The sequence below is a fragment of the Polaromonas sp. A23 genome (assembly GCF_002001015.1).
In the GTDB taxonomy this organism is placed as follows: domain Bacteria; phylum Pseudomonadota; class Gammaproteobacteria; order Burkholderiales; family Burkholderiaceae_C; genus Polaromonas.
Window position 1 is genome coordinate 1 of record NZ_MUNO01000006.1, and the last position, 25,150, is coordinate 25,150.

Consider the following 25,150-nt stretch of genomic DNA (forward strand, 5'->3'; position numbering starts at 1 on the left):
CGCCGGTGATCATGTTTTTGACATAGTCGGCGTGGCCGGGGCAGTCGACGTGGGCGTAGTGGCGGTTGGCCGTTTCGTATTCCACGTGGGCGGTGTTGATGGTGATGCCGCGGGCCTTTTCTTCGGGAGCCGCGTCAATTTGGTCGTAACCCTTGGCTTCGCCGCCGAACTTGGCCGCCAGCACGGTCGTGATCGCTGCCGTCAGCGTGGTCTTGCCATGGTCAACGTGCCCAATCGTGCCTACGTTGACGTGCGGTTTGGTCCGCTCAAATTTGCCTTTTGCCATTTTTTCGACTCCAAATACCTTAGGGATTTACTTACGAAATTTGTCACACCACCCAACCACTCCAGCCAGCCCAGCTGAACACCGGACCGCACCGCTGAAATGGTGCCCTTTGCGGGAATCGGACCCGCGACCTCTCCCTTACCAAGGGAGTGCTCTACCACTGAGCCAAAAGGGCCAAATTCAAAACTCTTTCACTGCCAAATACAAACCAGCGCTTATTGTTATGGAGCGGGAGACGGGAATCGAACCCGCGTCATTAGCTTGGAAGGCTAGGGTTCTACCATTGAACTACTCCCGCATCGGCCGCCTTTTTTACGCTCTTACGCTCTAAAAAACCCCGAAACGCGGCACCTTGATTACCCATGCCGCGCCTGCAAATCAATTCATCGCTGGTGGAGAGGGCTGGATTCGAACCAGCGTACTCGTTAGAGGGCAGATTTACAGTCTGCTGCCATTAACCACTCGGCCACCTCTCCTTTGGCGAACCTCAGATTATGCCATGGATATTTGACAACTGGCAATGTGCAACAACAAGTGCTTACCACGTTACAGGGCGCCGACCGTGGCTTTGCAGAAAGTCATTGGCGGCGCTGAAATGGCCGCATTCGATGAAGGGTTTGGGTGGACGCAAAGCCGACAGCGGCGAAGGGTGATTGGCCGTCAACACCTGATGGCGGGCGGCAATCAATGCCTGTTTTGCCTGGGCGTGCGCACCCCATAACATGAACACCACCGGCTCGGGTTTGGCGGAAACCGCGCTGATCAGCTGGTCGGTGAGGGTTTCCCAACCCCGGCTGGCATGGCTGGCGGCCTGGCCGTCCTCGACCGTCAGGCTGGTGTTGAGCAGCAACACGCCCTGCCGGGCCCAGCGTTCCAGCGAACCGCCTGAATGCGCCTCAGCCTCAACACCCGGGTCGCGCGCCAGTTCCTTGAAGATATTGCGCAGGCTGGGCGGCGGCTTGATCCCGTCGGGCACCGAAAAAGCCAACCCATGCGCCTGGCCGGGGCCGTGGTAGGGGTCTTGCCCCAGGATAACGACCTCCACATCAGCCAGTGGAGTCAGTTCCAGCGCCCGGAATGGTTGGGGCGGATAAATCACAGCGCCTGCGGCAAGCCGCTGTTTGACAAACGCACCCAGCTGCCGGCCCGTGCTGCTGGCCAGGAAACGCTCGATTTCGGGCACCCAATCAGCCGCCAACGGCCAATCTGCCGGATTCCAGCGAGTCAGGCGCGCACTGTGCCCCGCGCGCTCAGGCAGCAGCTGCGACGGGTTTTCAAAGGCCAGATCGGCCTGTGGTCCTTTAGGCATGCGCGCAAGCAGCTATCTAATCAGTAGCATCTGGAAAAAGAGCCGCAAGCGCTACCCCCGGATCGTCGGCCCGCATGAAGGCTTCGCCAACCAGAAAGGCGTGGACTTGGGCCTCTCGCAGACGCGCCACATCGGCCGCCGTCGACACGCCAGACTCGGTCACGAGGAGCCGGTCGGCAGGCACGTGCTTCAGCAAAGTCAGCGTGGTGTCCAGCGACACCTCGAAGGTCTGCAAATTACGATTGTTGATGCCAACCAGCGGGGTTTTGAGCTTGAGCGCGCGGTCCAGCTCGGCCCGGTCATGCACTTCCACCAGCACCGCCATGTCCAGCGAGAAGGCCAAAGCTTCCAGCGTCTTCATCTGCGCGTCGTCCAGGCAGGCGGCAATCAGCAGGATGCAGTCGGCGCCCATGACGCGCGATTCGTAGACCTGGTAAGGGTCAATAATGAAATCCTTGCGCAACACGGGCAGGCCGCAGGACGCCCTGGCCTGCTTGAGGTAGTCGGTACTGCCCTGGAAAAAATCCTTGTCAGTGAGCACCGACAAACAAGCCGCACCACATTCTGCATAGCTTTGAGCGATATCAGCTGGAATGAAATCGGCCCGCAGCACCCCTTTGGATGGGCTGGCCTTCTTGATCTCGGCGATCACGGCGGGTTTGCCGGCGGCAATTTTGGCGCGCAAGGCACCGGCAAAATCACGCGTCAGCACGCGCGACTCGGCATCAAAACGCATTGCTTCCAGCGGTTTGCGCTTGATGGCCGCCGCTACTTCCTGCCGCTTGACGGCCACGATCTTGTTGAGGATGTCAGACATATCAGGCTGCCAGGGTTTTGGAGGTGAAAACAAGCTGCTCCAGCTTGCCTTTGGCAGCGCCGGAATCAATGGCCTTGCGGGCCAGTTCAATGCCAGCCTTCATGGAGTCGGCCACATTGGCCGCATACAGCGCGGCGCCCGCGTTGAGGACGACGATATCGCGCGCTGCGCCCGGCTCTTTGTCGAGCACGCCCCTGAGCATCTTCATGGACTGCTCGGGCGTTTCCACGCGCAGTGCTCGGTTACTGGCCATGGCCACGCCGAAGTCCTCAGGGTGGATTTCGTATTCGGTGATCTCGCCGTTCTTGAGCTCGCCGATCACGGTGGCCGCGCCCAGGCTGACCTCGTCCATGCCGTCCTTGCCGTAGACCACCAGCGCATGTTCGGCGCCCAGTCGTTGCAGCGCACGCACCTGGATACCGACGAGGTCAGGGTGGAACACGCCCATCAGAATGTTGGGCGCACTGGCCGGGTTCGTGAGCGGCCCAAGGATGTTGAAGATGGTGCGCACACCGAGTTCCCTGCGCACCGGCGCCACGTTTTTCATGGCGGGGTGGTGATTCGGTGCAAACATGAAGCCGACGCCAACCTCCTCGATGCATTTTGCAATGGCATCAGGCTGCAGGTTGATGTTGATGCCCAGGGCTTCGAGCACGTCCGCGCTGCCGGACTTGCTGCTGACACTGCGCCCGCCATGTTTGCTGACCTTGGCGCCGGCCGCGGCGGCCACAAACATCGAGCAGGTCGAGATGTTGAAGGTGTGCGAGCCGTCACCCCCGGTGCCGACGATGTCCACCAGGTGTGTCTTGTCGGCCACATTCACCTTGGTCGAAAACTCGCGCATCACCTGGGCGGCCGCCGTGATCTCGCCAATGGTTTCCTTTTTGACACGCAGGCCGGTGATCAGCGCGGCCATCATGACCGGGGACATCTCCCCACTCATGATCATCCGCATGACGTGCAGCATCTCGTCATGGAAAATTTCGCGGTGTTCGATGGTGCGCTGCAGGGCTTCCTGCGGGGTGATTTTGTGGGTGTGGGGCATTACGCGTCTCGCTTCTGTTGTTTCTGGCTGAAAAATGTCTGTGTCAACTCGCCGGATGGTCGGTCAGGGCCAGCTTGATGCCAAAGCCGATGAACATCACACCGGCCGCACGGTCCAGCCAATGCATGCCGCGCTGCACTGCATCGCGCCTGGCCATCCACGCGGCGACCAGCGCCCAGCCGGTATTGACAGGGATGGCGTTGAGGTTGAACAACACACCCAGCAGCGCAAAAGCCAGCGCCGGGCTGGCGGCGTCAGGCGCGATGAACTGCGGCACAAACGCCAGGAAAAAGATCGCCACCTTGGGATTGAGCACATTGGTCCAGAAACCGCCGATGAAAATCGCTTTCAACGGGCGCTGCGGCTCGCTGGCGGCCACAGCCCTCAGGTCAGTGGTCGCCTGCGGGCGTCTGGAAAACAGGATCTTGATGCCCACCCACAACAGGTAGGCCGCGCCCATCCATTTAAGTACGGTGAAGGCCATGGCCGAAGTAGCCAGCAGTGCGCTGACGCCGACAGCGGCCGCGAAGATGTGGACAAAACAACCGGTCGTGATACCCAGCCCGGCAATGATGCCGGCACGCGCGCCCGAGCGCAGTGAGTGGGTCACGATGTACAGCACATCAGGGCCCGGCGTCAGGTTGAGCAGCCAGCCGGCCGCGATGAAAAGCAACAAGTGTTGAAAATCAGGCATGGCTACTTCCTTGCGTTGAAAAATTGGCGAATGGCCGCCACAGCATGGTCCACACCGGCGATGTCCACGTCCAGGTGGGTGACAAACCGCAGCCGGTAAAGGCCGGTGGCCTGGACACCCTGCCCCGCCAGATGCTTGAGCAGCGCTGCGGACTGTTCCCTGGCCGCACCCGTCAAATCCACAAACACGATGTTGGTCTGCGGCGGCTCCACCTGCAGGCCTTCAATACCTGCCAGCCCATCGGCCAGATGTTGGGCCAGCGCATGGTCTTGCGCCAGCCGCCCCACGTGGTGATCCAGCGCATGCGATGCTGCGGCAGCCAGCATGCCGGCCTGGCGCATGCCACCACCCGCCATCTTGCGGATGCGATGCGCCCGGGCGATGAGTTCGCGCGAGCCGCACAAAGCGGAACCTACCGGGGCGCCGAGCCCTTTACTGAAGCACACCGAAACGGTGTCGAAGCATTGCGCAATGCGTCGCGCTTCGGCCAGTGGGTTGCTGCCCGTTTGCGCGGCCTGTGCCACTGCGGCATTAAAAAGGCGCGCACCGTCAAGATGGCGATTCAGGCCCCGGCTCTTTGCGAGCGCCGTGGCCTCTTGCAGGTAATCGAAAGGCAGCAACTTGCCACCCAGCGTGTTTTCCAGCGCCAGCAGTCGCGTGCGCGCGAAATGCGCATCGTCAGGCTTGATGGCTGCCTCGATGTCCGCCACGGCCAGGGTGCCGTCGGGCTGGTGGTTCAGAGGCTGGGGCTGCACGCTGCCAAACACTGCTGCACCGCCGCCTTCCCAGCGGTAGCAGTGCGCCATCTGCCCCACGATGTATTCGTCGCCGCGCTGGCAGTGGCTGAGGATCGCGCACAGGTTGCTTTGGGTACCGGTGGGCACAAACAGGGCGGCTTCAAAGCCCAGCAGGCCGGCGATTTTTTCCTGTAGCGCGTTGACGCTGGGGTCGTCCGCAAAAACGTCGTCGCCCAGCGGCGCGGCCTGCATGGCTGCGCGCATGGCAGCTGTCGGCTGCGTGACGGTGTCGCTGCGCAGGTCAACAGTCATTTTGGCCTCCAGCCCAATAAACACGGTCGCAAGCAGCTATGAAATTGATAGCGGATTTCATGCCGCCTGCTCCAGGAAATTCCTCAGCATGGCGTGGCCGTGCTCGGTGAGGATGGACTCGGGATGGAACTGCACGCCCTGGATCGGGAGTTCCTTATGGCGCACCCCCATAATCTCGCCGTCATCGGTCCATGCGGTCACTGCCAGCGCCTCGGGGCACGTGGCGCGCTCGATGGCCAGCGAGTGGTAGCGGTTGACCGTGAACTGCTTGGGCAGGTCCGCAAACACGCCTTCCTGCGTGGTGCTGATCACACTGGTTTTGCCGTGCATCAGCTGTTGCGCGCGAATGATTTTTCCGCCAAAGGCCGCACCCACCGCCTGATGGCCCAGGCAAACCCCCAGGATGGGCAACTTGCCGGCGAAGTGTTTGATGGCTGCCACCGAGATGCCGGCCTCCGCCGGCGAACACGGCCCCGGCGACACCACCAAAAGATCAGGCGCGCGTCCGGCAATGCCTTCCACCGTGATTTCGTCATTGCGAAACACCTCGACCTGCGCACCGAGCTCGCCAAAGTACTGGACGATGTTGTAGGTGAAAGAGTCGTAGTTGTCGATCATCAGAAGTTTCATGGCTCAGGCCTCCTCTTTCAGGCGTTTGAACTCACCGCGCTCAAATTCAATGAACGCGTCGATCATGGCGCGGTAAGTGGCTTCCATGACAGCTTCCGAAGCGCCCGCCTCGCGCGCCTGGATCCGCACGCGGTCAATGATGAATTCAATGCGCGCCGTATCCAGAATCTGGTCGGCACGCTGCTTGATGCGCGCGGCCTGGGCCACATAGCCGCCGCGCTCGGCCAGCAGGGCCACAATGCGGTCGTCCAGGGCATCGATGTGCCGGCGCACGTCGGCCATGGTGTCGCAATGTTTGATGTTTGGCGTGTTCATTCCAGGCCCTCCTCGACCAGCTCGGAAGCGCGCAGCAAGGCGCGCGCCTTGGCCTCCGTCTCTTTCCACTCCAGCTCGGCCACCGAATCGGCCACCACACCGGCGGCCGCCTGCACATAAAGCATCTGATCCTTGATCACGCCGGTGCGGATGGCAATTGCCACATCCATGTCGCCGGCATAACTGAGGTAGCCGCAAGCGCCGCCGTACAAGCCGCGTTTGGTCGGCTCGAGCTGGTCAATCAGCTCCATGGCATGCACCTTGGGCGCACCTGTCAGCGTACCCGCCGGGAAGGTGGCTTTCAGCACGTCCATGCTGGTCATGCCGTCGAGCAACACGCCTTCGACATTGCTGACGATGTGCATCACGTGGCTGTAGCGCTCCACCGAAAATGCCTCGGTCACCTTCACCGTGCCGGTTTTTGCGATGCGGCCTATGTCGTTGCGTGCCAGGTCTATCAGCATCACGTGCTCGGCACGCTCTTTGGGGTCGTTGATCAGTTCCCGCTCGACTGCCTTGTCGGCCTCCGGCGACGAAGCGCGCGGACGCGTGCCGGCCAATGGGCGGATCGTTATTTTTTGTCCTTCGTCCGTTTTCTCCTGCCGCACCAGGATTTCCGGCGACGCACCCACCACATGGAAATCTCCGAAGTGGTAGTAATACATGTAGGGGCTGGGGTTGAGTGAGCGCAACGCACGGTACAGCGACAGCGGTGACTCGGTGTAACGCTTCTTGATGCGCTGGCCCACCTGCACCTGCATGAAATCGCCCGCTTCGATCAGCCGCTTGGCGCGCTCCACGGCAGCCAGGTAGTCGGCTTTTGCAAAATCACGCTCTGCCGGATAAGCCTGGGTTGGCTTGACCACCGGGGCGCTGACCGAATATTTGAGCTGCTCTTTCAGTTCGCGCAGGCGCTTCTTGGCATTGGCGAAGGCCTCGGGCTGGGCCGGGTCGGCGTACACAATCAGGTAAAGCTTGCCCGAAAGGTTGTCGATGACCGCCAGTTCCTCGCACTGAAGCAGCAGGATGTCCGGGCAACCCAGTGCGTCGGTCGGGCATGAGGCTTCGAGTTTTTTCTCGATGTAGCGCACCGTGTCGTAGCCGAAATAGCCGGCCAGACCGCCGCAAAAGCGCGGCAGGCCAGGCCGCAGGGCCACCTTGAAACGCTTTTGGTAATCGCTGATGAAATCGAGCGGGTTGGCTTTCGATGTCTCGATGACCTGGCCGTCCCGGACCACCTCGGTCAGGGCGTCGGCGCCGAAGCCACTGGCCCGTACCATCGTGCGGGCCGGCAGGCCGATGAAGCTGTAGCGGCCAAACCGCTCGCCACCCACCACCGACTCCAGCAGGAAGCTGAATTTGCCCCCGTCCCTGGAGTGCGCCAGTTTGAGATAGAGGGAAAGCGGGGTTTCGAGGTCGGCAAACGCCTCCGCCATCAGCGGAATACGGTTGTAGCCCTGCTGTGCAAGGCTTTTGAATTCAAGTTCAGAGATCATGCAGCTTCCTTCAGCGGTGACTTCACGCGCGTCGGCGTGGCCACCATCATTCAGTAAGCCCCGAAACCGGGGCCGGGATGCTCGTTGCACGCGTGGTGCAAGAGCGCATCAAAACAGGCTTGCATGACGAAGAGACCGAGGCCTCAGCATGCGAGAGCTGTCAGGCCCGCCAGGGCCAGGCTCCCCGGTAGCTGCTACCCGTCTGAATGATGCGATGAATGAACATGGAAACCCGAGTGTAGCAAAGCCAAAAAGCAACCCGAACCAAATTTGCAAATGAAGATCACAGACCAGTACATTCACCAGTGCACGGCAAAAAAAAGACTCCTCACAGCCTGCAGATAATGTAACTAGTAGTAACGCTCATCTCGAAAACCCTGTTGCCAGAGGCCTGGCCGGGTATCAGAATACTAAGCGAACGACCGTTCTTTTTTAGGGAGCTCTAATGACTTTGGTAAAGCAATGCCTGGCGGGCACGATGGCGCTTTTGCTGGCTTTTGGTGCCGCAGCGGCGACTGTGGAGATGGCAGGCGTGAAGATGGAAGACCACCTTGACCTGCGCGGCAGCAAGCTCGTGCTTAACGGCGCCGGCGTGCGTTACAAGGCAGTGTTCAAGGTCTACACCGCCGGCCTCTACCTCGGCCAAAAGGCTGGCACGCCCGAGGAAGTGCTGGCCGTCACGGGGCCCAAGCGCATGCAGATCACCATGCTGCGTGAGATCGACTCCAACGAACTCGGAAAACTTTTCACGCGCGGGGTGCAGGACAACGCACCCAAAACCGAGATGTCCAAGCTGATTCCCGGCCTGATCAAGATGGGCCAGATTTTCGCGGACCAGAAAAAACTGGTTGCAGGCGATGTCTTCATGATCGACTGGATCCCGGGTACGGGCACCGTGATCACGGTCAAGGGCGTGCCGCAAGGCGAACCTTTCAAGGAACCTGAATTTTTCAACGCCCTGCTGCGCATCTGGCTCGGCCCTGTCCCCGCTGACTGGAAACTCAAGGACGCCCTGTTGGGAAAACCCGCCTGAGCCCCAAGGCTGACGACGATCTTTAATGGGGCGCACGCCCCGTATTTGTTTTCAGGCTTTCCAGGTCGACGTCCGCCAAGGTGTCGATAAACCCGTCCGCATCCACGCCATGGACGGGCTCGCCGTGGTTGTAGCCATAAGTCACCAACAGCACCGGGCAACCAGCGGCCCGCGCAGCCTGTGCGTCATTGCTGGAGTCGCCGATCATCAGGGTCCGTGAAGGCAGGCTTCCCAATGCCTCGCAGGTCTTGAGCAGCGGCAACGGGTCTGGCTTTTTCCGTTCAAATGAATCGCCGCCAAACACCTGGCAAAAAAATACGCCCAGGCCCTTGGCCTTGAGCAGGGGCACGGCAAACGCCGTCGGCTTGTTGGTCAGGCAGGCCAGCTTCAAGCCCCACCCTTGCAGCCGTTGCAAACCCTCAATGACCCCCGGGTAGACGCTGGCATGTCGCCCATTGATCTCCAGGTAGTGGCGCTGATAGCTGGCCCACGCGTCGGAAAACAAACGATCCACTTCCAAATTGATAGCTGCTTGCGCCCGCTCCTCAAGGGCTGGAGCCACTTTCAACACTTGGTTGAGCACAGATCGGATCAGATGCTCGGAACCTTTGCCCACCAGTGGCTCCACGGCAGCGCGCGCAATCGCGGGAAGTGCCACGTCGGCCAGCATAAGATTCAGCGCAACCGCAAAATCACCGAGGGTATCCACCATCGTGCCGTCAAGGTCAACGATGGCAGCGTCAAAAAGGCCATGGTTCATGGAAGTAATGCCTGGGCAAAAGGCTTGATCCTAAGCCCAGCCCGCGTGTCACGTCCGCAAGCTCGAACGTGGGCATGCCCAGAGGGCTCAAGCATTTGCGCTGGCGCGCCTGCTCTTGACGGCCCGCTGCACACTGTCGAGCAGGCGCTGCTCGTCAATCGGTTTTTCCAGCCAATCAAAAACAGCCACCGACTCGCCGGCATACAACCTTGCTTCGGCCGCCGTGACCGACACCACCACCACGGCAAGCCCCGAGGTTCGGGGATCCTGGCGAAGGCTTCGTATCAGGTCCATTCCGTTTTCATAAGGCTGCTTGAGATCCACGGTCATCGCCGCATAGAACTCCATCGTCAGGTAGTCGCGAGCCTGCGCCGTCGTGTGCGCCATGTCCGCATCGAAACCAGCCCTGTCCAGCATCATGCCGATCAGCTGCGCGACGTCCGGATCTTCCTCGCAGACCAGCACGCGCGGCCGGTCGACACCATAAAGGCTCATGGGGGCGGTCACCGGTGGAGCTTCGCGCCATTCCGGCAACTCAAAGAAAAAGGTGGTGCCTACATTCACCTTGGACTTGAAGTCCAGGGTGCCGTCCATGCGCTCCACCAGGGCTCTTGCAATGCTCAGGCCCAGGCCCGTCCCGCCCTTCTGGCGCGTGTCGGATGAGTCGGCCTGCGAAAACTTCTGGAAAATACGCACACGGAATTCTTCGGGGATGCCCGGTCCGTTGTCACTGACTTCCACGCGCAAGCGCCCCGCATGCCGGCCAAGAAGAATCAACACCGTCCCCTCGGCCGGTGAAAACTTGATGGCATTGGACAGAAGGTTGGTCACCACCTGCAACAGGCGGTCACTGTCCACGCAGGCCCGCAAAGGCTGCCTGGGTGACTGAAGCACCAGCTTGACCTTGTGCTGGGCAGCAAATCCCTCGTTATCGGCAACAGCCCTTTCCAGCAAAGGCAACAACTCCAAGGGCTGCAGATTAAACGGCATCTTGCCCGACTCGATTTTCTCGCTGTCAAGAATGTCGTTGATCAGCCTGATCAGGCGCTCGCAGTTGGTTTTTGCGATGTCGACCAGCCCTTTGGCCTTGTCGGGCAGTACACCGGCGATACCGCCCGACACCAGGCCCAGCGAACCGCGTATGGATGTCAGCGGCGTACGCAGTTCATGACTGACCGTGGAGACAAATTCACTTTTCATACGGTCAATCCGCTTGAGTTCGGTGACGTCGGTCCCCAGCGAGAAAAAGCCGACGACTTTGTCCTGTTCATCGCCTTCACCATAACGCGGGAAGTAACTCATCACATACTCGCGGCGCTCTCCGCCAGCGGTCGTCTGTTCCCGCTCATAACGCACGGCATAACCGGCCAGCGCTTCCTCGACGTGAGGACGAATCTGGGCATAAAACTCCGGGCCCATGATTTCCAGCATGGTTTTGCCATCGATCTTTTCCCGGGGCAATCCAAAGACCTCTTCATAGGCCTTGTTGTGAAACTCAAAGCGCTGCTCCTTGTCCACGTAGGCAATCAGGGCGGGAACGCTGTCGGTGAGTTGGCGAAGCTGCTCTTCGCTGTCACGCAGGGCCTCGGCGATGCGCTGGCTTTCTGTGACATCACGGATGATGGCAGTGAAAAGCCGCTGCCCCCTCACAGTAACGTCGCCAAACGATACATTGACCGGAAACTCGGTACCGTCGCGGCGCTGGCCGCGTACCAGAGTCCCCGACTCCTTGAACCCCACCGGCCGCTCCGCCAGTGCCGAGAAGAAAGCCGTGAACCCCATCTGGTACCGCGCGGGCAAAAGCATGGCGACGGGATGCTCGACCAGCTCCTTGAGTTTGTAACCAAACAGGTGCCGCGCCGCGCGGTTGGCATTGACGATAGCGCCTTCCTGAGTGGCCGTGACCACGCCGTCCGCCATGCTTTCGGTAATGGCACGGCTCATGGCCTCACTGTCGGCAAGCTCCGCCTGAATGCGGCGGTTCTTGGCCTGGACACGCATCGCCGCCAGAATGGTCCAGCCCACCAGCCCCAACGACAACAGGCCACTCAGCAGGATCAGCAACCGCACGGTTAGCGCGGTCCGCAAATTCTGCCTCTCGGACTGCTCCAGGTTTTGTTTCTCGCTGCTTTTTATGCGGTTAACCAGTGTTTCGATTTCTTCGTGAAGCTGGCGATTGACGTCGTTGCCCATCATCGCAACGGCCGCGTCAAGCCCGGCCTGCTGTCGGGCTGCCACGTCCAGGTCCATCAGTCCTATTCGGCGGTTGATCAGATCTTGCAGCCTGAGCAAGCTTTCGGAACCGCTGCCGGTCGTCTGCACCCCGCTTGCGGTGCGCAGCGCCTGCTGCATACCCGCGCGGGCCTGCTGATACGAGACCAGGTCTTTGTCCGAAAAGGTGAGCAGGTATCGCCACTGCAGCGATTCTGTGGTTTTGAACTGCGATACCAGGTGTTCCAGCAGCAGAACCTTGCCCTGTATTTTTTCTTCCTCCCTTTTATCCTCCAGCATCGCATTGATGGTCAGATAGGAAGTCGCCACGCTCAAGATCATCAGGAGAAGCCCCAATGCCAGGGCAACGGTGATGGTGGCGCGAAAGGGCAGCTTCATGTCTAGCAGCTCATCCTGTGGCGTGATAAGGACAACGCCGGCCGGGACAAGCTCCCTGAGGCGTCTGCACACACGATACACCCAATAGGCTGTGTGCCGGGCGCCGCGATCGGCCTCCCCTCATGACGCGGCCCCCTTGGCCGGCGGCAGGCCCGCCTGCAGCCCGGCAATCAATTCGCCCAGGGAAGACTCCAGTGGCCCCAGCAGGATTTCGACTTCGGCTTGTGGCCGTTCTTCATGAAGCGCCTGCTCCAGCGCCAGGGCATCCTCAGGCACCCGCGTGGCTCCAATCTGGGCTGAGATTCCGCGCAACGAATGAACCAGCAATTCCGCGGCCTTGAGGTCGCCCTCTTTCATGGCCTGCCGTACCCTGTCTGGCGTGTCCCGGCGGCCTTCAAGAAAGCGGCCCAGCATGGAAAGGTACAACTTTTGGACACCCATTGCACGGTGCAACCCCAATGTCAAGTCCAGACCGGCAATCCTTTCGGGCAGTACAAGTACATCTTCGGGAACAGCGTCCAATGCCGGGGCAAGCGCGATGGCTGGTTCCGCCACCTTGAGGGAAGGTTCGCTCACCACATCTCCTTCCAGACTGGCCAGCGCCTTGCGTAGTTCAACAGCAGCAGCCGCTTTCTGTGCGGCCGTCAGGCGGCTGGTATCCATCTCCAGGCGCAGGCCGGGCTGATCTGCGCGCAGGACACCGGGCTCGCCGGTCGCCACGCGGTCCGGGTGCACGGCAAACACGGGAATGGGCTGGGAAAATCCCTTGGCGAGCACCGGGTCGCGCGCGTCTGCATGTATCTCACCCTGGACAAGGGCATAAGTTTCGCTGGAGATCAGGATTTCGCCGGGATCGGCCGCCTGCTCGAGCCGGGCGGCCAGGTTGACCTCGCGCCCAATGATGGTGTACTCCATCCGCAGGGAGCTGCCAAAATTGCCTACGTCGCAAAACCCTGAATTGATGCCAATGCGGACTTCGAAACTCTTGTGAATGCCCATGTCCCGCCACCGCGCTCGCAGCACTTCCATGCGCTTTTGCATCGCAATGGCCATCCTGACGCACTGCACAGCGTCCTGTCGAACGCCGAGTGTATGAGGGTCGCCAAAAAAAATCACAATCGCGTCGCCAATGAACTTGTCGAGTGTGGCGCCGTATTCCGCGGCGATCTGCGACATTTCAGCAAAATAGCTGTTCAACAACAGCGTGACTTCTTCGGGCTGCCACTGCGCAGTTGATTCGGTGAAATTTTTGATGTCCGAAAAAAACACCGTAAGTTTTTTGCGCTGCGTCCGGATTTCAGCCTGCCGCGAACCGTCAAAAAGCGACTGGTAAACCTGCGGCGCCAAATACCGCGAAAGCTGTTCGGAAAGTTCCTTGAGCCGCTTGGCATTGGCGCTGCGCTCCACGTGCAGCTTGAGTCGCGCCAGAAGAATGGGCGGGCTGATCGGCTTGGCCACATAGTCGGTGGCGCCCAGTTCCAGGCCACGGTGCTCCTCCTCAACGCTGCCAAGAGCCGTCAGGAAAATCACGGGGATGTCTGCCGTCCGCGGGTCGCGTCCCAACTGCGCGAGAACCTCGTAGCCGTCCATGTCCGGCATCATCACATCCAGAAGAATAATGTCCGGCCGCGGAGTGGCCCTTGCGACCTCCAGGCCAGCCTGGCCGTTTGCCGCCACTTTTACCTCGTAGCTTTCCTGAAGCAGAGTCATGAGGAGATAACGAATGTCGTCACTGTCCTCCACCACCAGGATGCACGGCTGCGCGGCAGTATTTGCTGCTTGCAATACCCCGTCCGCTTCTGGTTTGCCTGCTTGATTCATCGCCCGGCTCCCTCATTTGTGCCAGAGGCCAGGCCCCTGGCTTACTAACAGCTCACTTGGCAGCCAACTCGGCCCGCATACCGGCAATCACCGCCCGATAGTCAGGCTTGCCGAAGATGGCGCTTCCCGCCACAAATGTGTCGGCACCGGCTGCAGCGACTTTTGCAATATTCTCCAGCTTGATCCCGCCATCCACCTCCAGGCGAATGTCCTTGCCGCAGGCGTCGATGCGTTTCCTGGCCAGCTCGATCTTGCGCAGGGCTGAATCAATGAATCCTTGTCCGCCAAAACCCGGATTGACGCTCATGATCAGGATCAAATCGATGTCGTCGATGACCCAGTCCAGCACATCCAGAGGCGCGGCCGGATTGAACACCAGCCCCGCCTTGCATCCCTTGGCCTTGATGGCTTGCACGCTGCGGTGAACATGGCCCGAGGCGTCAGGATGGAAGCTGATGAGATCCGCGCCGGCATCGGCAAAAGCTGCCGCCAGCGCATCGACCGGTTGCACCATCAGATGCACGTCGATGGGAACCGCCGTACCGTCGGCCTTTTGGGAATGCGGCTTGAGGGCGCTGCAGATCATGGGACCAAAGGTCAGGTTGGGCACGTAATGGTTGTCCATCACGTCAAAGTGGATCCAGTCGGCGCCGGCAGCAATCACTGCCTTGAGTTCTTCGCCCAGGCGGGCGAAGTCAGCTGACAAAAGGGAAGGTGCAATTCGGTACATCGGTGGCTTGGTTTGACTCATGGCCGGATTGTCGCAGCAAGCGCGCGTCTTGCCCATGGCCCCGCAATTTCCTGTGCCGCGAAGGGCGGTTAACATGAATGCTGCTCCTGCCAACACCATGCCGAAATACCAGTTCTCCTGCGAAGTCCTTCCGCAATACCTGCCTGAACAGTCCTCACCTGAAAACGAGGTGTTTGGCTTTGCCTACACCGTCACCATCACCAACACGGGCGAGGTGGCAGCACAGCTTATTTCGCGTCACTGGATCATCAGCGATGCGCGCGGACACACCGAGGAAGTCAAGGGCCTGGGCGTGGTGGGCCACCAGCCGTTGCTCAAGCCAGGTGAATCCTTCCAATACAGCAGCGGTTCCCGACTGCGCACTCCAACCGGCACGATGCACGGTAGCTACTTTTTTGTGGCCGAGGACGGAGAGCGTTTCGAAGCAGCCATTCCCATGTTCGTGCTCGACGCTGGAGACGCCGCCGCATCGGACAGCGGCGCCGGAAGCGGCAGAGTGCTGCATTGAACTGGTGAGGCAATGCGCAGGCTGACCGAACTGCTGGACCTGCTGGAGCCCAAAGCGGAGTTGGCCCACCGCCACCTCTGGCTGATAGCCCTGCTTGACTGGATACGCGGTGACGCCGACAACCCACAGGCCGCCGTGTCGCGTCTGGTCTTGTTCCTGGACGCTGCGCAGGCCCGCCCCGGTTTTGCAGAGAAGCTCAAGGAATGGTGGGCAACGTTGGTGGGCACGGTTGACGCGACACCCCTGTTTGCGGATTTCGGCTTTGCACCGCGCGCGGCGTTTCTGAGCGAACTGGGTGAGCGCTTGCGTTACAAGCTGCTGCCCGGCACCCCTGAAACCACCCACGCTACCGAATTGTTCATGCTGCTGTTCCCTACGCCGTTCGACGCGCGCTGGCTCAAGTTGCTTGACGAGGCGACCTTGGCGCGCCTGTCGGTGTTGCTGCATCCCGCGACGCTTTCACCGGAATCCGACGCAGCACCTGTGCCGGAGGCGGCAGCAACCACCATGCTCAAGGGCTGGCAAGGGATACTGCTGGAGGCACTGACCTATTGCACCAGCCAGGTTCAGGCCACGGGGTTTTCCCCCGAGCTGCGCCTGCGCATGAGCCCTCAGACCCTGCAGTCCCGCCCTTTTCATGGCCTGGCATCGGATCTCGACGCGATACGCGACGCGATGCTGGCGCATGGGCCGGACAGCGGCGCGCTGCACCTGGCCCTGGACCGCTTCAAGGCTCGGCTGGAAGCCTGCCGCAGTGCGGCCTCCTCCGCGTACACCCACCTGGATGAGCACGGCATTTCGGTCGGCCTGGTGTTTCGCCTGCGCCAGCTGCGTGAACGCATCCTGCGCATTCGCGAACTGCTCGACTGCCTGCTCGCGGAAAAACCCGGCAGCAGTGCGATGCAGTTGCTGGCCCGGCTGGTGCTGCTGGCCAAAGAGCGACGCAGCATACGCGCATTGATCGCCAGCAACTCCAGCCTGTTGGCAGCCAAGGTGGCCGAACGCGACGCCGAGACCGGCGAGAATTACATCACGCGCGACCGCGCCGCCTATGTGAACATGCTGGGCAAGGCGGCCGGAGGCGGTGCCCTGACCGCAGCCACCACGCTGCTCAAGTTCATGGTGGTGGGGCTGGCACTGTCGGCCTTCTGGAGCGGCTTTCTGGCCAGCGTGGTGTATGCCGCGAGTTTTGTGCTGATCCAGCTCATGCACTTCACGTTGGCCACCAAACAGCCGGCGATGACCGCCCCAGCGATGGCGGCCAAACTCAAGGATTTGCGTACCGGCGAAGCGGTCAGCGAGTTCGTCATTGAAGTGACCCACCTGGTGCGTTCTCAGGTGGCGGCCGTGCTCGGCAACGTCCTGATGGTGGTGCCGGTGGTGCTGCTAATTAGCGCCGGCATCCAGCTCTCCCTGGGCCACCCGATGATTGACGCGAATGCGGCAGAACATGTGCTGCACGACCTGAACCTGCTCGGGCCCACACTGCTGTGGGCGGCCTTTACCGGTGTGGTGCTGTTCGCCGCCAGCATCATCGGCGGCTGGGTCGAGAACTGGTTTGTGCTGTACCACCTGGCCTCGGCCATGCGTTACAACCCGCGCATCACCGCGGCACTGGGCATCGCCCGCGCGCGGCGCTGGGCCCACTTCATGCGCGACAACGTCTCCGGCTTTGCCTCCAACATCGCCCTGGGCTTCATGCTCGGGCTGATTCCGCCCATGACCGGTTTTTTCGGGGTCGAACTCGAGGTGCGCCATGTCACGCTGTCTTCCGGCCAGCTGGCCGCCGCCGCCGCCGCGCTCGGCTGGGAGGTGTTGCGGCAACCGGCCTTCTGGTGGTGCATTGCCGCCATTCCGCTAATAGGCGCGCTCAATCTGGGGGTGAGCTTTTATTTCGCCTTCAGGCTGGCACTGCAGGCACACAACGTCAGCGGGGTGGACCGCGCACGCATTCGCGCAGCGATCTGGGCACGCTGGCGCAGCGAGCCCCGAAGCTTTTTTGTTCCCGAATAACGCGACGCTGTCAAGCCTCCAGGACATCCGGTCTCAGCACTTGTCCTACAGGCCCAAACCGTGAACTGATGTAGATTAAACAGCTTCACGCCCGGGCTGTCCCAGCCGCATCGGCCACCTGCCTCACACGCGCACTTCGCACACGCCTTGCCGCGGAGCTGCATAAGTTTCAACTAACAGCGGAGACCTCATCCATGAATGAAGTCATGGCCATCTGGGCCGAATGGATCAAGCCCTCGGCAGGTCTGCCCACCGTGCAGTGGTCGATGCTGCTGGCCGTGGCCGCCCTGACCGGGCACCTGGTGCTGCGTTACGCCGGCATCCCCAAGGTCGTTGGCTATTCAGCGGTCGGCGCCTTCGCCGGTTTTGCCGGATTCACCGGCGCTGCATGGCCACTGCAGGGCACGGGCCTGTTCCTGCTGGAGCTCGGCGTGGCCGTGGTCCTGTTTGAGGCCGGAGGCCGCATTCCGCTGCGCTGGTTCCGCCACAACCCGATGGTGCTGGTCCAAAGCCTGGCCGAATCGGCACTGACCTTCTTTTTCGTGTACTGGGCACTGACATTTCTCGGCGTGCGGGAGATCGTCGCCGAGCCGCTGGCCTTGCTGGCGATGGCCGCCTCGCCGGCCGTGCTGTCGCGCGTCATCATGGACACCCGCGCCTCCGGCCCCGTCACTGAGCGGGCCATGGTGCTGTCCACTCTGAGCACCTTGTATGCCCTGACCTTCTGCAGCGCACGCGCCGGCATGATGAACACCGCCGACCAAAGCCTGACCGACACCCTTTACCCGGTGGCGGTGGTGCTGGGCTTGTCGGTGGTCGTGGGCGCCGGCCTGGCACTGGCCCTGCGCTCAGCCCTGCGCGTGATGAGCCCCACCAGCGAAAACACGGCCATCCTGCTGCTGGCCCTGATCGCCGCCGGCGCGGCGCTGGCGGCTCACTTCGGCGGCTCGGCGCCGCTGGCTGCGCTGCTGGGCGGCATGATGCTCAAGCAGCTCAACCCGCGGCCCTGGTCGTGGCCGCGGCAAATGGGTACGGCTTCGGCCATGCTGACCATGCTGATGTTTGTGCTGGTCTCTGTGGTTGCGGCGCAGGCCGACTGGAGCGGCCAGGTCGTCGGCCTGGTGCTGGCGCTGGTTGCAGCGCGCGCCCTGGCCAAGATCAGCGGTGTCGCACTCGGCAATGTGGGCAGCGGCGCAAGCTGGAAGCAGGCCTTGTGGGTCGGTTGCGCCATGTCGCCGATGTCCTCGGTCGCGCTGCTGCTGGTGTCCCAGTTTGTTGCCGCTTCAGCCACGCTCGGCCCGCGCATCGCCAGCATCGCGCTGCCGGCCATTTTGCTGATGGAAGTGCTGGGCGCCATCCTCTCCACCTTTGCCATCCACCGCGCCGGCGAAAGCTCCAGGCCCTGGGCCCCCAGGCCCTTCAGCAATTCGTCCACAGGAGATCTTCGTGAGTAAGCACACCGACAACGCTCTGGCGCCCGGCGGGCTCGAGCCCTTCCAGAAATCGGCGGCGCTGTCGCTGGGCGTCGAGCTGGAACTGCAGCTCGTCAACACCCATGACTATGACCTGGCTCCCTATGCCGAAGACATGCTGCGTCTTATGCACAAAATACCGCTGCCCGGCAGTGTGGTGCCCGAGATGACCTCGAGCATGATCGAGGTCTCCACCGGCGTCTGCCAGTCTTCCTCGGAAGTGCTGGGCCAGCTCACCCAGATCCGCGACGCACTGGTCAAAAGTGCCGACAAGCTCAACATCGCGGTGGTGGGCGGCGGCACGCACCCTTTCCAGCAATGGCACGAGCGCCGCATTTACGACAAGCCGCGTTTTCGCGAGCTGTCCGAGCTGTACGGCTATCTGTCCAAGCAGTTCACGATTTTCGGCCAGCACGTACACGTGGGCTGCCCCGATGCCGACACCGCGCTGCTGACGCTGCACCGCATGTCACGCTACATTCCGCATTTCATTGCGTTGTCGGCATCCTCGCCTTATGTGCAGGCGCAGGACACTGCGTTTGATTCGGCGCGGCTCAACTCGGTGTTTGCCTTTCCGCTGTCGGGCCGCGCGCCGCTGGCGTTGACCTGGGAGGATTTCACGGTCTATTTCGAGAAAATGACGCGCACCGGCGTGGTCCGGAGCATGAAGGACTTTTATTGGGACATCCGGCCCAAGCCGGAGTTCGGCACCATCGAGATCCGTGTGTTCGACACGCCGCTGACGATAGGGCGGGCTGCGGCACTCTCGGGTTACGTGCAGTCGCTGGCGTCATGGTTCATGAACGACCAGCCCTTCACGCCCACCGAAGACGACTACCTGGTCTACACCTACAACCGTTTCCAGGCCTGCCGCTTCGGCCTGGAGGCCGTTTACGTGGACCCGGCCACAGGCGAACACATGGCGCTGCGCGATCACATCCTGATGACCATGGACAAGATCGGCCCGCACGCCGGCCCGCTCGGCGCCAGCAGCGGCATCCACTTGTTGCGCAGCAGTGTCGAGCTGTCGAACAATGACGCTCGCTGGCTGCGGGAATTGCAGGGCAAAGAGAATCTGTTGGCCGAAGTGATTCGGCAAGCCGCGCTTAAATTTCGGGGACTGCCGGTCTGACCTTGTCAGCCTCACGCTCCGCCTCGGGTTTGTTGTTGGCAGCAGGACGAACTCCCCACTTCCATTCCCAGTTCCTCCCTCGCCCCGACACAAGAGAAAAGTGAGTTGCCACCGGGCAACCCCCGACTTTCAGACCAACCACAGCAAAGCAACCGAAGCACTGGCGTCAACGAGTTCAACTCGAAATTCAAAGAATAAATATGCTATAAATTTAGTAGCTACTTGCGCCCGAATCCATTGGACCAAGGCCACAAAACACCAAAATCAGATCTCGATCTTGCTGCCCAGCTCCACCACCGAGTTGTTAGGCAGGTTAAGGAAGTCCGCCGCACCACTCGCGTTATGGTGCATCTGCGCAAACAGCTTCTCGCGCCACGACGCCATGCCGCTGCCGATGGTCGGCACCACCACGTCGCGCGACAGAAAGTAGCTGGTGGTCATGACCTCGAGTTCACAGCCGCGCGTGCGCATCTGCTCAAGCGCTTTAGGCAGGTCCGGGTCGTTTTTGAAGCCGTAGTGAATCACCACCTGCCAGCAGTTGTGCCCCAGCGACTCGATCGCCAGCCGCTTGTCCATGCCTATCCAAGGCACCTCATGGTTGCGCACCGTGACAAACAGGTTCTGTTCATGCAACACCTTGTTGTGCTTGAGGTTGTGCAGCAAGGCATTGGGCACGGCGCCGGGCTCGGCGGTCAGGAACACCGCCGTGCCTTCAACACGGGCGGGCGGGCTGATGAAAACCGCACCCAGGAAGCTGGGCAGATCGATCGCATCGGCGCGTAGCTTCTCGTTCAGCAAATGCCGACCCTGTTTCCAGGTCATCATCAACGTGAAGATAATCCCGCCGATCACCAGCGGGAACCAGCCGCCAGCAAACAACTTCATCAGGTTGGAGGCGAAGAAGGCGAAATCCACGACAAAAAAGACACCGGTGGCGGAAAGGCAGAGCCAAAAGGGGTATTTCCATCCATAACGAATCACATAGAAAGTCAGGATGGTCGTGATCAGCATGTCGGTACAGACGGCGATGCCGTAGGCAGCCGCCAGGTTGCTCGACGATCGGAACATCACGACGGCCAGCACGATGGTGACAAACAGACCCCAGTTCACCAGCGGGATGTAGATCTGACCGGTATCGCGCACGCTGGTGTGCTGGATGTTCAGGCGCGGCAGGTAACCCAGCTGGATCACCTGTTTGGTCACACTGAAGGCGCCGGTGATAAGTGCCTGCGAGGCGATCACCGTCGCCATGGTGGCCAGCAGCACCAGCGGCAACAGCGCCCATTCCGGGGCCATCAGGTAAAACGGGTTCTTGACGGCTTCGGGAGTCTTCAACAGCAGCGCGCCCTGGCCGAAGTAGTTGATGGTCAGTGAAGGCATGACCACCGAGAACCAGGCCAGGCGTATGGGTTTCTTGCCGAAATGACCCAGATCGGCATACAGCGCCTCGGCGCCGGTCACGCACAGCACCACCGCGCCCAGGATGATGAAAGTGGTACCGGGGTTGAACCACATGAACATCAGGGCGTAGTGCGGGCTCAGCGCCTTGAGGATGATGGGATTGGCAATGATTTGCGACAGCCCCAGCAGCGCCAACGCGGCAAACCAGACCAGGGTGATCGGCCCGAAAAACTTGCCGATGCCGGCGGTACCGTGCTTTTGCAACGCGAACAGCGCAAACAGGATGATCAGCGTGGCCGGAATCACATATTGCTTGAAGGCCGGCGAAATCACTTCCAGGCCTTCGACCGCCGAAAGCACCGAAATCGCCGGGGTGATGACGCCGTCGCCGTAAAACAGCGATGTTCCGAAGATGCCGATGATCAGCAGGATGCGCCGGAGCTCGGGTCTGTCCTTGACGGCCTGCGAAGCCAGTGCCAGCATGGCGACAAGCCCCCCCTCGCCGTTGTTATCAGCACGCAGCACCAGCAGCACGTACTTGATCGAAACGATCACGGTCAGTGTCCAGAAGAAGATGGACAGGATGCCGTAAACGTTTTCAGGGGTAAACGCGACGTGCCCGGAGCCGAAGACTTCCTTGATGGCATACAGGACGCTGGTTCCGATGTCGCCGTAGACGACACCAATGGCGCCCAGGGTGAGCGCCGCAAGAGATGATTTTTTACTGGACACAAAAAATTCCCGCTTTGCAGCCGGGGTCAAAGACCGGGCCCCGGCGGCGGGAAGGTTACCTTGGGGACCGCTATTTTGCGCCTCGACCCGCGTTCGGCAAGTCAGCGTGCATCCCTAAATGCAAGAATTCCCCTTTTTGTTGCACTGCAACAACTTGTAACATCGGCAGCCGGCGCGCGGCCATTCCGGGGATTTTTGCCGGCCCCACCGGCCACTACCATTTTGATAGCTGCCCATGCCCGCTGGATAAGGGCCTGAGGCTTAAAAGTTCACTGCCCAACCGTTTGAGCGCAGAGGGGAAGGCATCGCCTCGCCGGTTTGCCAGCGGCCGCAGGCAGGCCGGCTTTGCCGGATGCCTTGCGGCGTCCCCTGCAAGGGGAAAAGGAACTACACGTAGCGCAGCGTAGTGAGGACCGATAGGGGTAAGCAGTCAATCTCTGCAAGGGGAAAAGGCGCTACACGAAGCGCAGCGGAGTCAGAACGATAGGGGTGAACCAATCCCTAGTCATACACTTCCGCGTCCGGATCGGTGGCTTCCAGCTCGTAGCTGGCTGCCAGCATGGCCAGGCGGCCGATCACCCCATACATATAAAAGCGGTTCGGCCCGCTGGCGCCCGGCGGCACGCCCGGCTGCGGCAGCCGGCCGCTGTCGGCAAAAGCCAGCGGCACAAAACTGGCGCCGGGGGCGTTGAGGTTTTCGTCGATGCCGCGGTCGGCATGTACCCGGTAAAAGCCGCCCACCACGTAGCGGTCCATCATGTAGACGACCGGCTCGGCCACCGCGTCGTTGATGCGCTCGTGGGTCTGCACCCCTTCCTGGATGATGACTTCGGACAGCGCCTGGCCGTCTTTGGTCGTGCTCATCTTGTTTTTGGCCTTGCGGTTGAGCTCGTCCAGGTCTTTCACGTCGCGCACCGTCATGATGCCCATGCCGTAGGTGCCGTTGTCGGCCTTGACGATCACAAACGGCTTCTCGTTGATGCCGTATTCCTTGTACTTGCGCTTGATCTTGGTAAGCAGCGCATCGACATTGCTGGTCAGGCAATCCATGCCCGAACCTTCGGCAAAATTGACCTCGCCGCATTTGGCAAACATCGGGTTGATCAGCCAGGGGTCCACGCCCAGCAGCTTGCCGAAACGCTTGGACACTTCCTCATAGGCCTGGAAATGGCGCGACTTGCGCCGCACCGACCAGCCCGCATGCAGCGGCGGCAACAGGTACTGCTCGTTGAGGTCTTCCAGCATGCCGGGAATGCCGGCCGACAGGTCGTTGTTGAGCAGGATGGTGCAGGGGTCGAAATTCTTCAGGCCCAGGCGCCGGTCGGTGCGGACCAGCGGCTCCAGCGTGATCTGCTCGCCGGTGGGCAGCGTCAGCGTGGTCGGCGCGGTGATCTCCGGGCTGAGCGAGCCAAACCGCACATTGAGCCCGGCCTGGTGGAAGATACGCTTGAGCTGCAGGATGTTGGCCAGGTAAAAGGTGTTGCGCGTGTGGTTCTCGGGAATGACCAGCAGGTTGCGCGCTTCCGGGCAGATTTTCTCGATCGCGGCCATCGCGGCCTGCACAGCCAGCGGCAGCATCTCGGGCGTCAGGTTGTTCCAGCCGCCGGGGTAAAGGTTGGTGTCCACCGGCGCCAGCTTGAAACCGGCATTGCGCACATCGACCGAGCTGTAAAAGGGCGGCGTGTGCTCCATCCACTCCAGGCGAAACCAGCGCTCGATCGCCGGTGTGGTGTCCAGGATGCGCTGCTCCAGCTCGTTGATGGGGCCGTTCAAGGCAGTAATGAGGTGCGGAACCATGCGGCCACTTTCGATTGGGAAACGTTGTTATTGCTTCGGTGATAGCTGACCGAATTTTAGGGAGATTGGGGTGCCCCGACGCGGTTACAAGAGGTAAGCCATCGAGGTATTCCGGCGCCCGGCCGGTTGGTGGCTTTTCAGCTGCGGACTTCGCCCTGGCCCAGCACCACGTACTTGAGCGAGGTCAGGCCCTCGATGCCGACCGGCCCGCGCGCATGGAACTTGTCCGTCGAGATACCGATTTCGGCACCCAGGCCAAACTCGAATCCATCTGCGAAGCGGGTGCTCGCATTCACCAGCACGCTGGCCGAGTCCACCTCGCGCAGGAAACGCTGGGCATGCATGTGGTCGCGCGTGAGGATGGCGTCGGTATGGTGGCTCGAATACTTGTTGATGTGGGCAATCGCCTCATCCACGTCGGCGACCACCTTGATGCTGATGATGGGCGCCAGGTATTCCTCGTACCAGTCCTGCTCGGTCGCGGGCTGCACCCTGGCGCCGGGCAGCTTCGCCAGAATGGCCTGCGCTTCAGCATCGCAGCGCATCTCCACGCCCTTGGCCGCATAAATCGCGCCGATTTCAGGCAGGAAGCTGGCAACGACGCCGCGCGCGACCAACAGGCCTTCGCTGGCATTGCAGGGGCTGTATTTCTGAGTCTTGGCGTTATCGGCCACCGTCACCGCCATGGCGATGTCGCAGGGATCATCCACATAGACATGGCAGTTGCCGTCCAGGTGTTTGATCACCGGTACCTTGGCGTCGCGGCTGATGCGTTCAATCAGGCCCTTGCCGCCGCGCGGGATGATCACGTCCACAAACTGCGGCATGGTGATCAAGAGGCCCACGGCTTCGCGGTCGGTGGTGGGCACCAGTTGCACCGCATCGGCCGGCAGGCCGGCGTCGGTCAGCGCCTGCTGCACCAGCTCCGCCAGCGCCTTGTTCGACTCGATAGCTTCGGAGCCGCCACGCAAAATGCAGGCATTGCCGCTTTTGATGGCCAGCGAAGCGGCCTCAATCGTCACATTGGGCCGGCTTTCATAAATCATGCCAAACACACCGATGGGCACGCGCATCTGGCCGACACGGATGCCGCTGGGCTGCTGCTTCATGCCGATGATCTCGCCGATCACGTCCGGCATGGCCGCCAGCTGCTCGCAGCCCAGGGCCACGGTCTCGATGATTTTCGGGCTCAGCTTGAGCCGGTCCAGCATGGGCCCGGCCAGGCCGGCCGTTTTGGCCCGCTCCAGATCAAGGGTATTGGCCGCTTGCAGCGGCGCAATCTGGCTGCGGAGCAAATTGGCCAAACCCAGCAATGCTCTGTTTTTAATAGCTGCTTGCGCCCGCGCCATAAGGGCAGAAGCCGTTTTTGCCTTTAAACCCATGGCCTGCATGAGCACCGGGAGTTCGCTGCGGGCAGCCAAGGCGTTGGGGGAGTCGGGCGCGTTCATCCTGCTATTTTGCCTCTAATCACAACCAGGG

21 protein-coding genes and 3 tRNA genes are annotated in these 25,150 nt (G+C 61.1%); 5 read left to right on the top strand and 19 right to left on the bottom strand.

Annotated features, from left to right (window positions below; all coding sequences use genetic code 11):
• The 12 genes from B0B52_RS02250 to trpE form a co-directional block, all read right to left on the bottom strand.
• Positions 1-286, bottom strand: a 286-nt coding sequence (locus tag B0B52_RS02250) for a GTP-binding protein (RefSeq protein WP_254425612.1), incomplete at its 3' end; no start/stop codon positions are given.
• A gap of 100 nt (positions 287-386) precedes the next feature.
• Positions 387-461 (bottom strand) — tRNA-Thr (locus B0B52_RS02255).
• 49 nt (positions 462-510) lie between these two features.
• Positions 511-584 (bottom strand) — tRNA-Gly (locus B0B52_RS02260).
• Positions 585-676: 92 nt separating this feature from the next.
• Positions 677-762: transfer RNA gene (locus B0B52_RS02265), tRNA-Tyr, on the bottom strand.
• A gap of 62 nt (positions 763-824) precedes the next feature.
• A complete protein-coding gene (locus B0B52_RS02270; RefSeq protein ID WP_077591991.1) occupies positions 825-1,595 on the bottom strand; it encodes a uracil-DNA glycosylase in 771 nt (256 codons plus the stop codon).
• 16 nt (positions 1,596-1,611) lie between these two features.
• The gene (trpC, locus tag B0B52_RS02275; protein ID WP_077591992.1) at positions 1,612-2,412 is read right to left on the bottom strand and encodes an indole-3-glycerol phosphate synthase TrpC; all 801 of its coding nucleotides are present in this window, start codon (positions 2,410-2,412) and stop codon (positions 1,612-1,614) included.
• 1 nt (position 2,413) lies between these two features.
• Positions 2,414-3,457, bottom strand: a complete 1,044-nt coding sequence (gene trpD, locus B0B52_RS02280) for an anthranilate phosphoribosyltransferase (RefSeq protein WP_077591993.1) — start codon at positions 3,455-3,457, stop codon at positions 2,414-2,416.
• Positions 3,458-3,500: 43 nt separating this feature from the next.
• Positions 3,501-4,151: a LysE family translocator gene (locus B0B52_RS02285; RefSeq protein ID WP_077591994.1), complete on the bottom strand. Its 651-nt coding sequence runs from the start codon at positions 4,149-4,151 to the stop codon at positions 3,501-3,503.
• 2 nt (positions 4,152-4,153) lie between these two features.
• Positions 4,154-5,200: a low-specificity L-threonine aldolase gene (gene ltaE / locus B0B52_RS02290; RefSeq protein WP_077592140.1), complete on the bottom strand. Its 1,047-nt coding sequence runs from the start codon at positions 5,198-5,200 to the stop codon at positions 4,154-4,156.
• A 57-nt stretch (positions 5,201-5,257) separates the two neighbouring features.
• The gene (locus tag B0B52_RS02295) at positions 5,258-5,830 is read right to left on the bottom strand and encodes an aminodeoxychorismate/anthranilate synthase component II (RefSeq protein WP_077591995.1); all 573 of its coding nucleotides are present in this window, start codon (positions 5,828-5,830) and stop codon (positions 5,258-5,260) included.
• A gap of 3 nt (positions 5,831-5,833) precedes the next feature.
• Entirely contained in the window at positions 5,834-6,145 is a 312-nt protein-coding gene (locus B0B52_RS02300) for a chorismate mutase (protein ID WP_077591996.1), read from the bottom strand.
• Complete coding sequence (gene trpE, locus B0B52_RS02305; RefSeq protein WP_077591997.1) at positions 6,142-7,641, bottom strand: anthranilate synthase component I; 1,500 nt, start codon at positions 7,639-7,641, stop codon at positions 6,142-6,144. The genes B0B52_RS02300 and trpE overlap by 4 nt, the downstream gene beginning before the upstream one ends.
• A 445-nt stretch (positions 7,642-8,086) precedes the next feature.
• Here trpE and B0B52_RS02310 point away from each other — a divergent pair, with 445 nt between their 5' ends.
• Positions 8,087-8,674: a chalcone isomerase family protein gene (locus tag B0B52_RS02310; protein WP_077591998.1), complete on the top strand. Its 588-nt coding sequence runs from the start codon at positions 8,087-8,089 to the stop codon at positions 8,672-8,674.
• A gap of 22 nt (positions 8,675-8,696) precedes the next feature.
• Here the strand turns inward: B0B52_RS02310 and gph are convergent, their stop codons facing one another.
• From gph to rpe, 4 genes are all read right to left on the bottom strand, one after another.
• Positions 8,697-9,434, bottom strand: a complete 738-nt coding sequence (gene gph / locus B0B52_RS02315) for a phosphoglycolate phosphatase (protein ID WP_174575464.1) — start codon at positions 9,432-9,434, stop codon at positions 8,697-8,699.
• A gap of 87 nt (positions 9,435-9,521) precedes the next feature.
• Complete coding sequence (locus B0B52_RS02320; protein ID WP_077592000.1) at positions 9,522-12,044, bottom strand: PAS domain S-box protein; 2,523 nt, start codon at positions 12,042-12,044, stop codon at positions 9,522-9,524.
• A 120-nt stretch (positions 12,045-12,164) separates the two neighbouring features.
• The gene (locus B0B52_RS02325; protein WP_077592001.1) at positions 12,165-13,865 is read right to left on the bottom strand and encodes an adenylate/guanylate cyclase domain-containing protein; all 1,701 of its coding nucleotides are present in this window, start codon (positions 13,863-13,865) and stop codon (positions 12,165-12,167) included.
• Positions 13,866-13,917: 52 nt separating this feature from the next.
• Positions 13,918-14,616 (bottom strand): ribulose-phosphate 3-epimerase, encoded by a 699-nt coding sequence (gene rpe, locus B0B52_RS02330; protein ID WP_077592141.1) that lies wholly within the window; start codon positions 14,614-14,616, stop codon positions 13,918-13,920.
• Between the two features lie 97 nt (positions 14,617-14,713).
• Here rpe and apaG point away from each other — a divergent pair, with 97 nt between their 5' ends.
• The 4 genes from apaG to B0B52_RS02350 all read left to right on the top strand — a co-directional run bounded on the left by apaG (position 14,714) and on the right by B0B52_RS02350 (position 19,741).
• A complete protein-coding gene (apaG, locus tag B0B52_RS02335; protein ID WP_077592142.1) occupies positions 14,714-15,124 on the top strand; it encodes a Co2+/Mg2+ efflux protein ApaG in 411 nt (136 codons plus the stop codon).
• A gap of 12 nt (positions 15,125-15,136) precedes the next feature.
• Positions 15,137-17,137, top strand: a complete 2,001-nt coding sequence (locus B0B52_RS02340) for a site-specific recombinase (RefSeq protein WP_077592002.1) — start codon at positions 15,137-15,139, stop codon at positions 17,135-17,137.
• A gap of 194 nt (positions 17,138-17,331) precedes the next feature.
• The gene (locus B0B52_RS02345; protein WP_077592003.1) at positions 17,332-18,591 is read left to right on the top strand and encodes a cation:proton antiporter; all 1,260 of its coding nucleotides are present in this window, start codon (positions 17,332-17,334) and stop codon (positions 18,589-18,591) included.
• Positions 18,584-19,741, top strand: a complete 1,158-nt coding sequence (locus B0B52_RS02350; RefSeq protein ID WP_371327354.1) for a YbdK family carboxylate-amine ligase — start codon at positions 18,584-18,586, stop codon at positions 19,739-19,741. Before B0B52_RS02345 ends, B0B52_RS02350 begins: the two co-directional genes overlap by 8 nt.
• A gap of 264 nt (positions 19,742-20,005) precedes the next feature.
• Here B0B52_RS02350 and B0B52_RS02355 read toward each other — a convergent pair whose 3' ends face one another.
• The 3 genes from B0B52_RS02355 to B0B52_RS02365 form a co-directional block, all read right to left on the bottom strand.
• A complete protein-coding gene (locus tag B0B52_RS02355; RefSeq protein ID WP_077592004.1) occupies positions 20,006-21,874 on the bottom strand; it encodes a potassium transporter Kup in 1,869 nt (622 codons plus the stop codon).
• A gap of 501 nt (positions 21,875-22,375) precedes the next feature.
• Entirely contained in the window at positions 22,376-23,671 is a 1,296-nt protein-coding gene (gene gshA, locus B0B52_RS02360; protein ID WP_077592005.1) for a glutamate--cysteine ligase, read from the bottom strand.
• Between the two features lie 137 nt (positions 23,672-23,808).
• Complete coding sequence (locus B0B52_RS02365) at positions 23,809-25,119, bottom strand: glutamate-5-semialdehyde dehydrogenase (protein ID WP_077592006.1); 1,311 nt, start codon at positions 25,117-25,119, stop codon at positions 23,809-23,811.
• Between the last annotated feature and the right edge of the window lie 31 nt (positions 25,120-25,150).

Excerpts from the sequence above, each read along its gene's own strand:
- trpD (WP_077591993.1), bottom strand. The coding sequence starts at position 3,457 with ATGCCCCACACCCACAAAATCACCCCGCAGGAAGCCCTGCAGCGCACC.
- B0B52_RS02365 (WP_077592006.1), bottom strand. The coding sequence starts at position 25,119 with ATGAACGCGCCCGACTCCCCCAACGCCTTGGCTGCCCGCAGCGAACTC.
- B0B52_RS02325 (WP_077592001.1), bottom strand. The coding sequence starts at position 13,865 with ATGAATCAAGCAGGCAAACCAGAAGCGGACGGGGTATTGCAAGCAGCA.
- B0B52_RS02270 (WP_077591991.1), bottom strand. The coding sequence starts at position 1,595 with ATGCCTAAAGGACCACAGGCCGATCTGGCCTTTGAAAACCCGTCGCAG.
- trpC (WP_077591992.1), bottom strand. The coding sequence starts at position 2,412 with ATGTCTGACATCCTCAACAAGATCGTGGCCGTCAAGCGGCAGGAAGTA.
- B0B52_RS02340 (WP_077592002.1), top strand. The coding sequence starts at position 15,137 with ATGCGCAGGCTGACCGAACTGCTGGACCTGCTGGAGCCCAAAGCGGAG.
- B0B52_RS02295 (WP_077591995.1), bottom strand. The coding sequence starts at position 5,830 with ATGAAACTTCTGATGATCGACAACTACGACTCTTTCACCTACAACATC.
- B0B52_RS02300 (WP_077591996.1), bottom strand. The coding sequence starts at position 6,145 with ATGAACACGCCAAACATCAAACATTGCGACACCATGGCCGACGTGCGC.
- trpE (WP_077591997.1), bottom strand. The coding sequence starts at position 7,641 with ATGATCTCTGAACTTGAATTCAAAAGCCTTGCACAGCAGGGCTACAAC.
- gshA (WP_077592005.1), bottom strand. The coding sequence starts at position 23,671 with ATGGTTCCGCACCTCATTACTGCCTTGAACGGCCCCATCAACGAGCTG.
- ltaE (WP_077592140.1), bottom strand. The coding sequence starts at position 5,200 with ATGACTGTTGACCTGCGCAGCGACACCGTCACGCAGCCGACAGCTGCC.
- rpe (WP_077592141.1), bottom strand. The coding sequence starts at position 14,616 with ATGAGTCAAACCAAGCCACCGATGTACCGAATTGCACCTTCCCTTTTG.
- B0B52_RS02345 (WP_077592003.1), top strand. The coding sequence starts at position 17,332 with ATGAATGAAGTCATGGCCATCTGGGCCGAATGGATCAAGCCCTCGGCA.
- B0B52_RS02320 (WP_077592000.1), bottom strand. The coding sequence starts at position 12,044 with ATGAAGCTGCCCTTTCGCGCCACCATCACCGTTGCCCTGGCATTGGGG.
- apaG (WP_077592142.1), top strand. The coding sequence starts at position 14,714 with ATGCCGAAATACCAGTTCTCCTGCGAAGTCCTTCCGCAATACCTGCCT.
- B0B52_RS02285 (WP_077591994.1), bottom strand. The coding sequence starts at position 4,151 with ATGCCTGATTTTCAACACTTGTTGCTTTTCATCGCGGCCGGCTGGCTG.
- B0B52_RS02310 (WP_077591998.1), top strand. The coding sequence starts at position 8,087 with ATGACTTTGGTAAAGCAATGCCTGGCGGGCACGATGGCGCTTTTGCTG.
- gph (WP_174575464.1), bottom strand. The coding sequence starts at position 9,434 with ATGAACCATGGCCTTTTTGACGCTGCCATCGTTGACCTTGACGGCACG.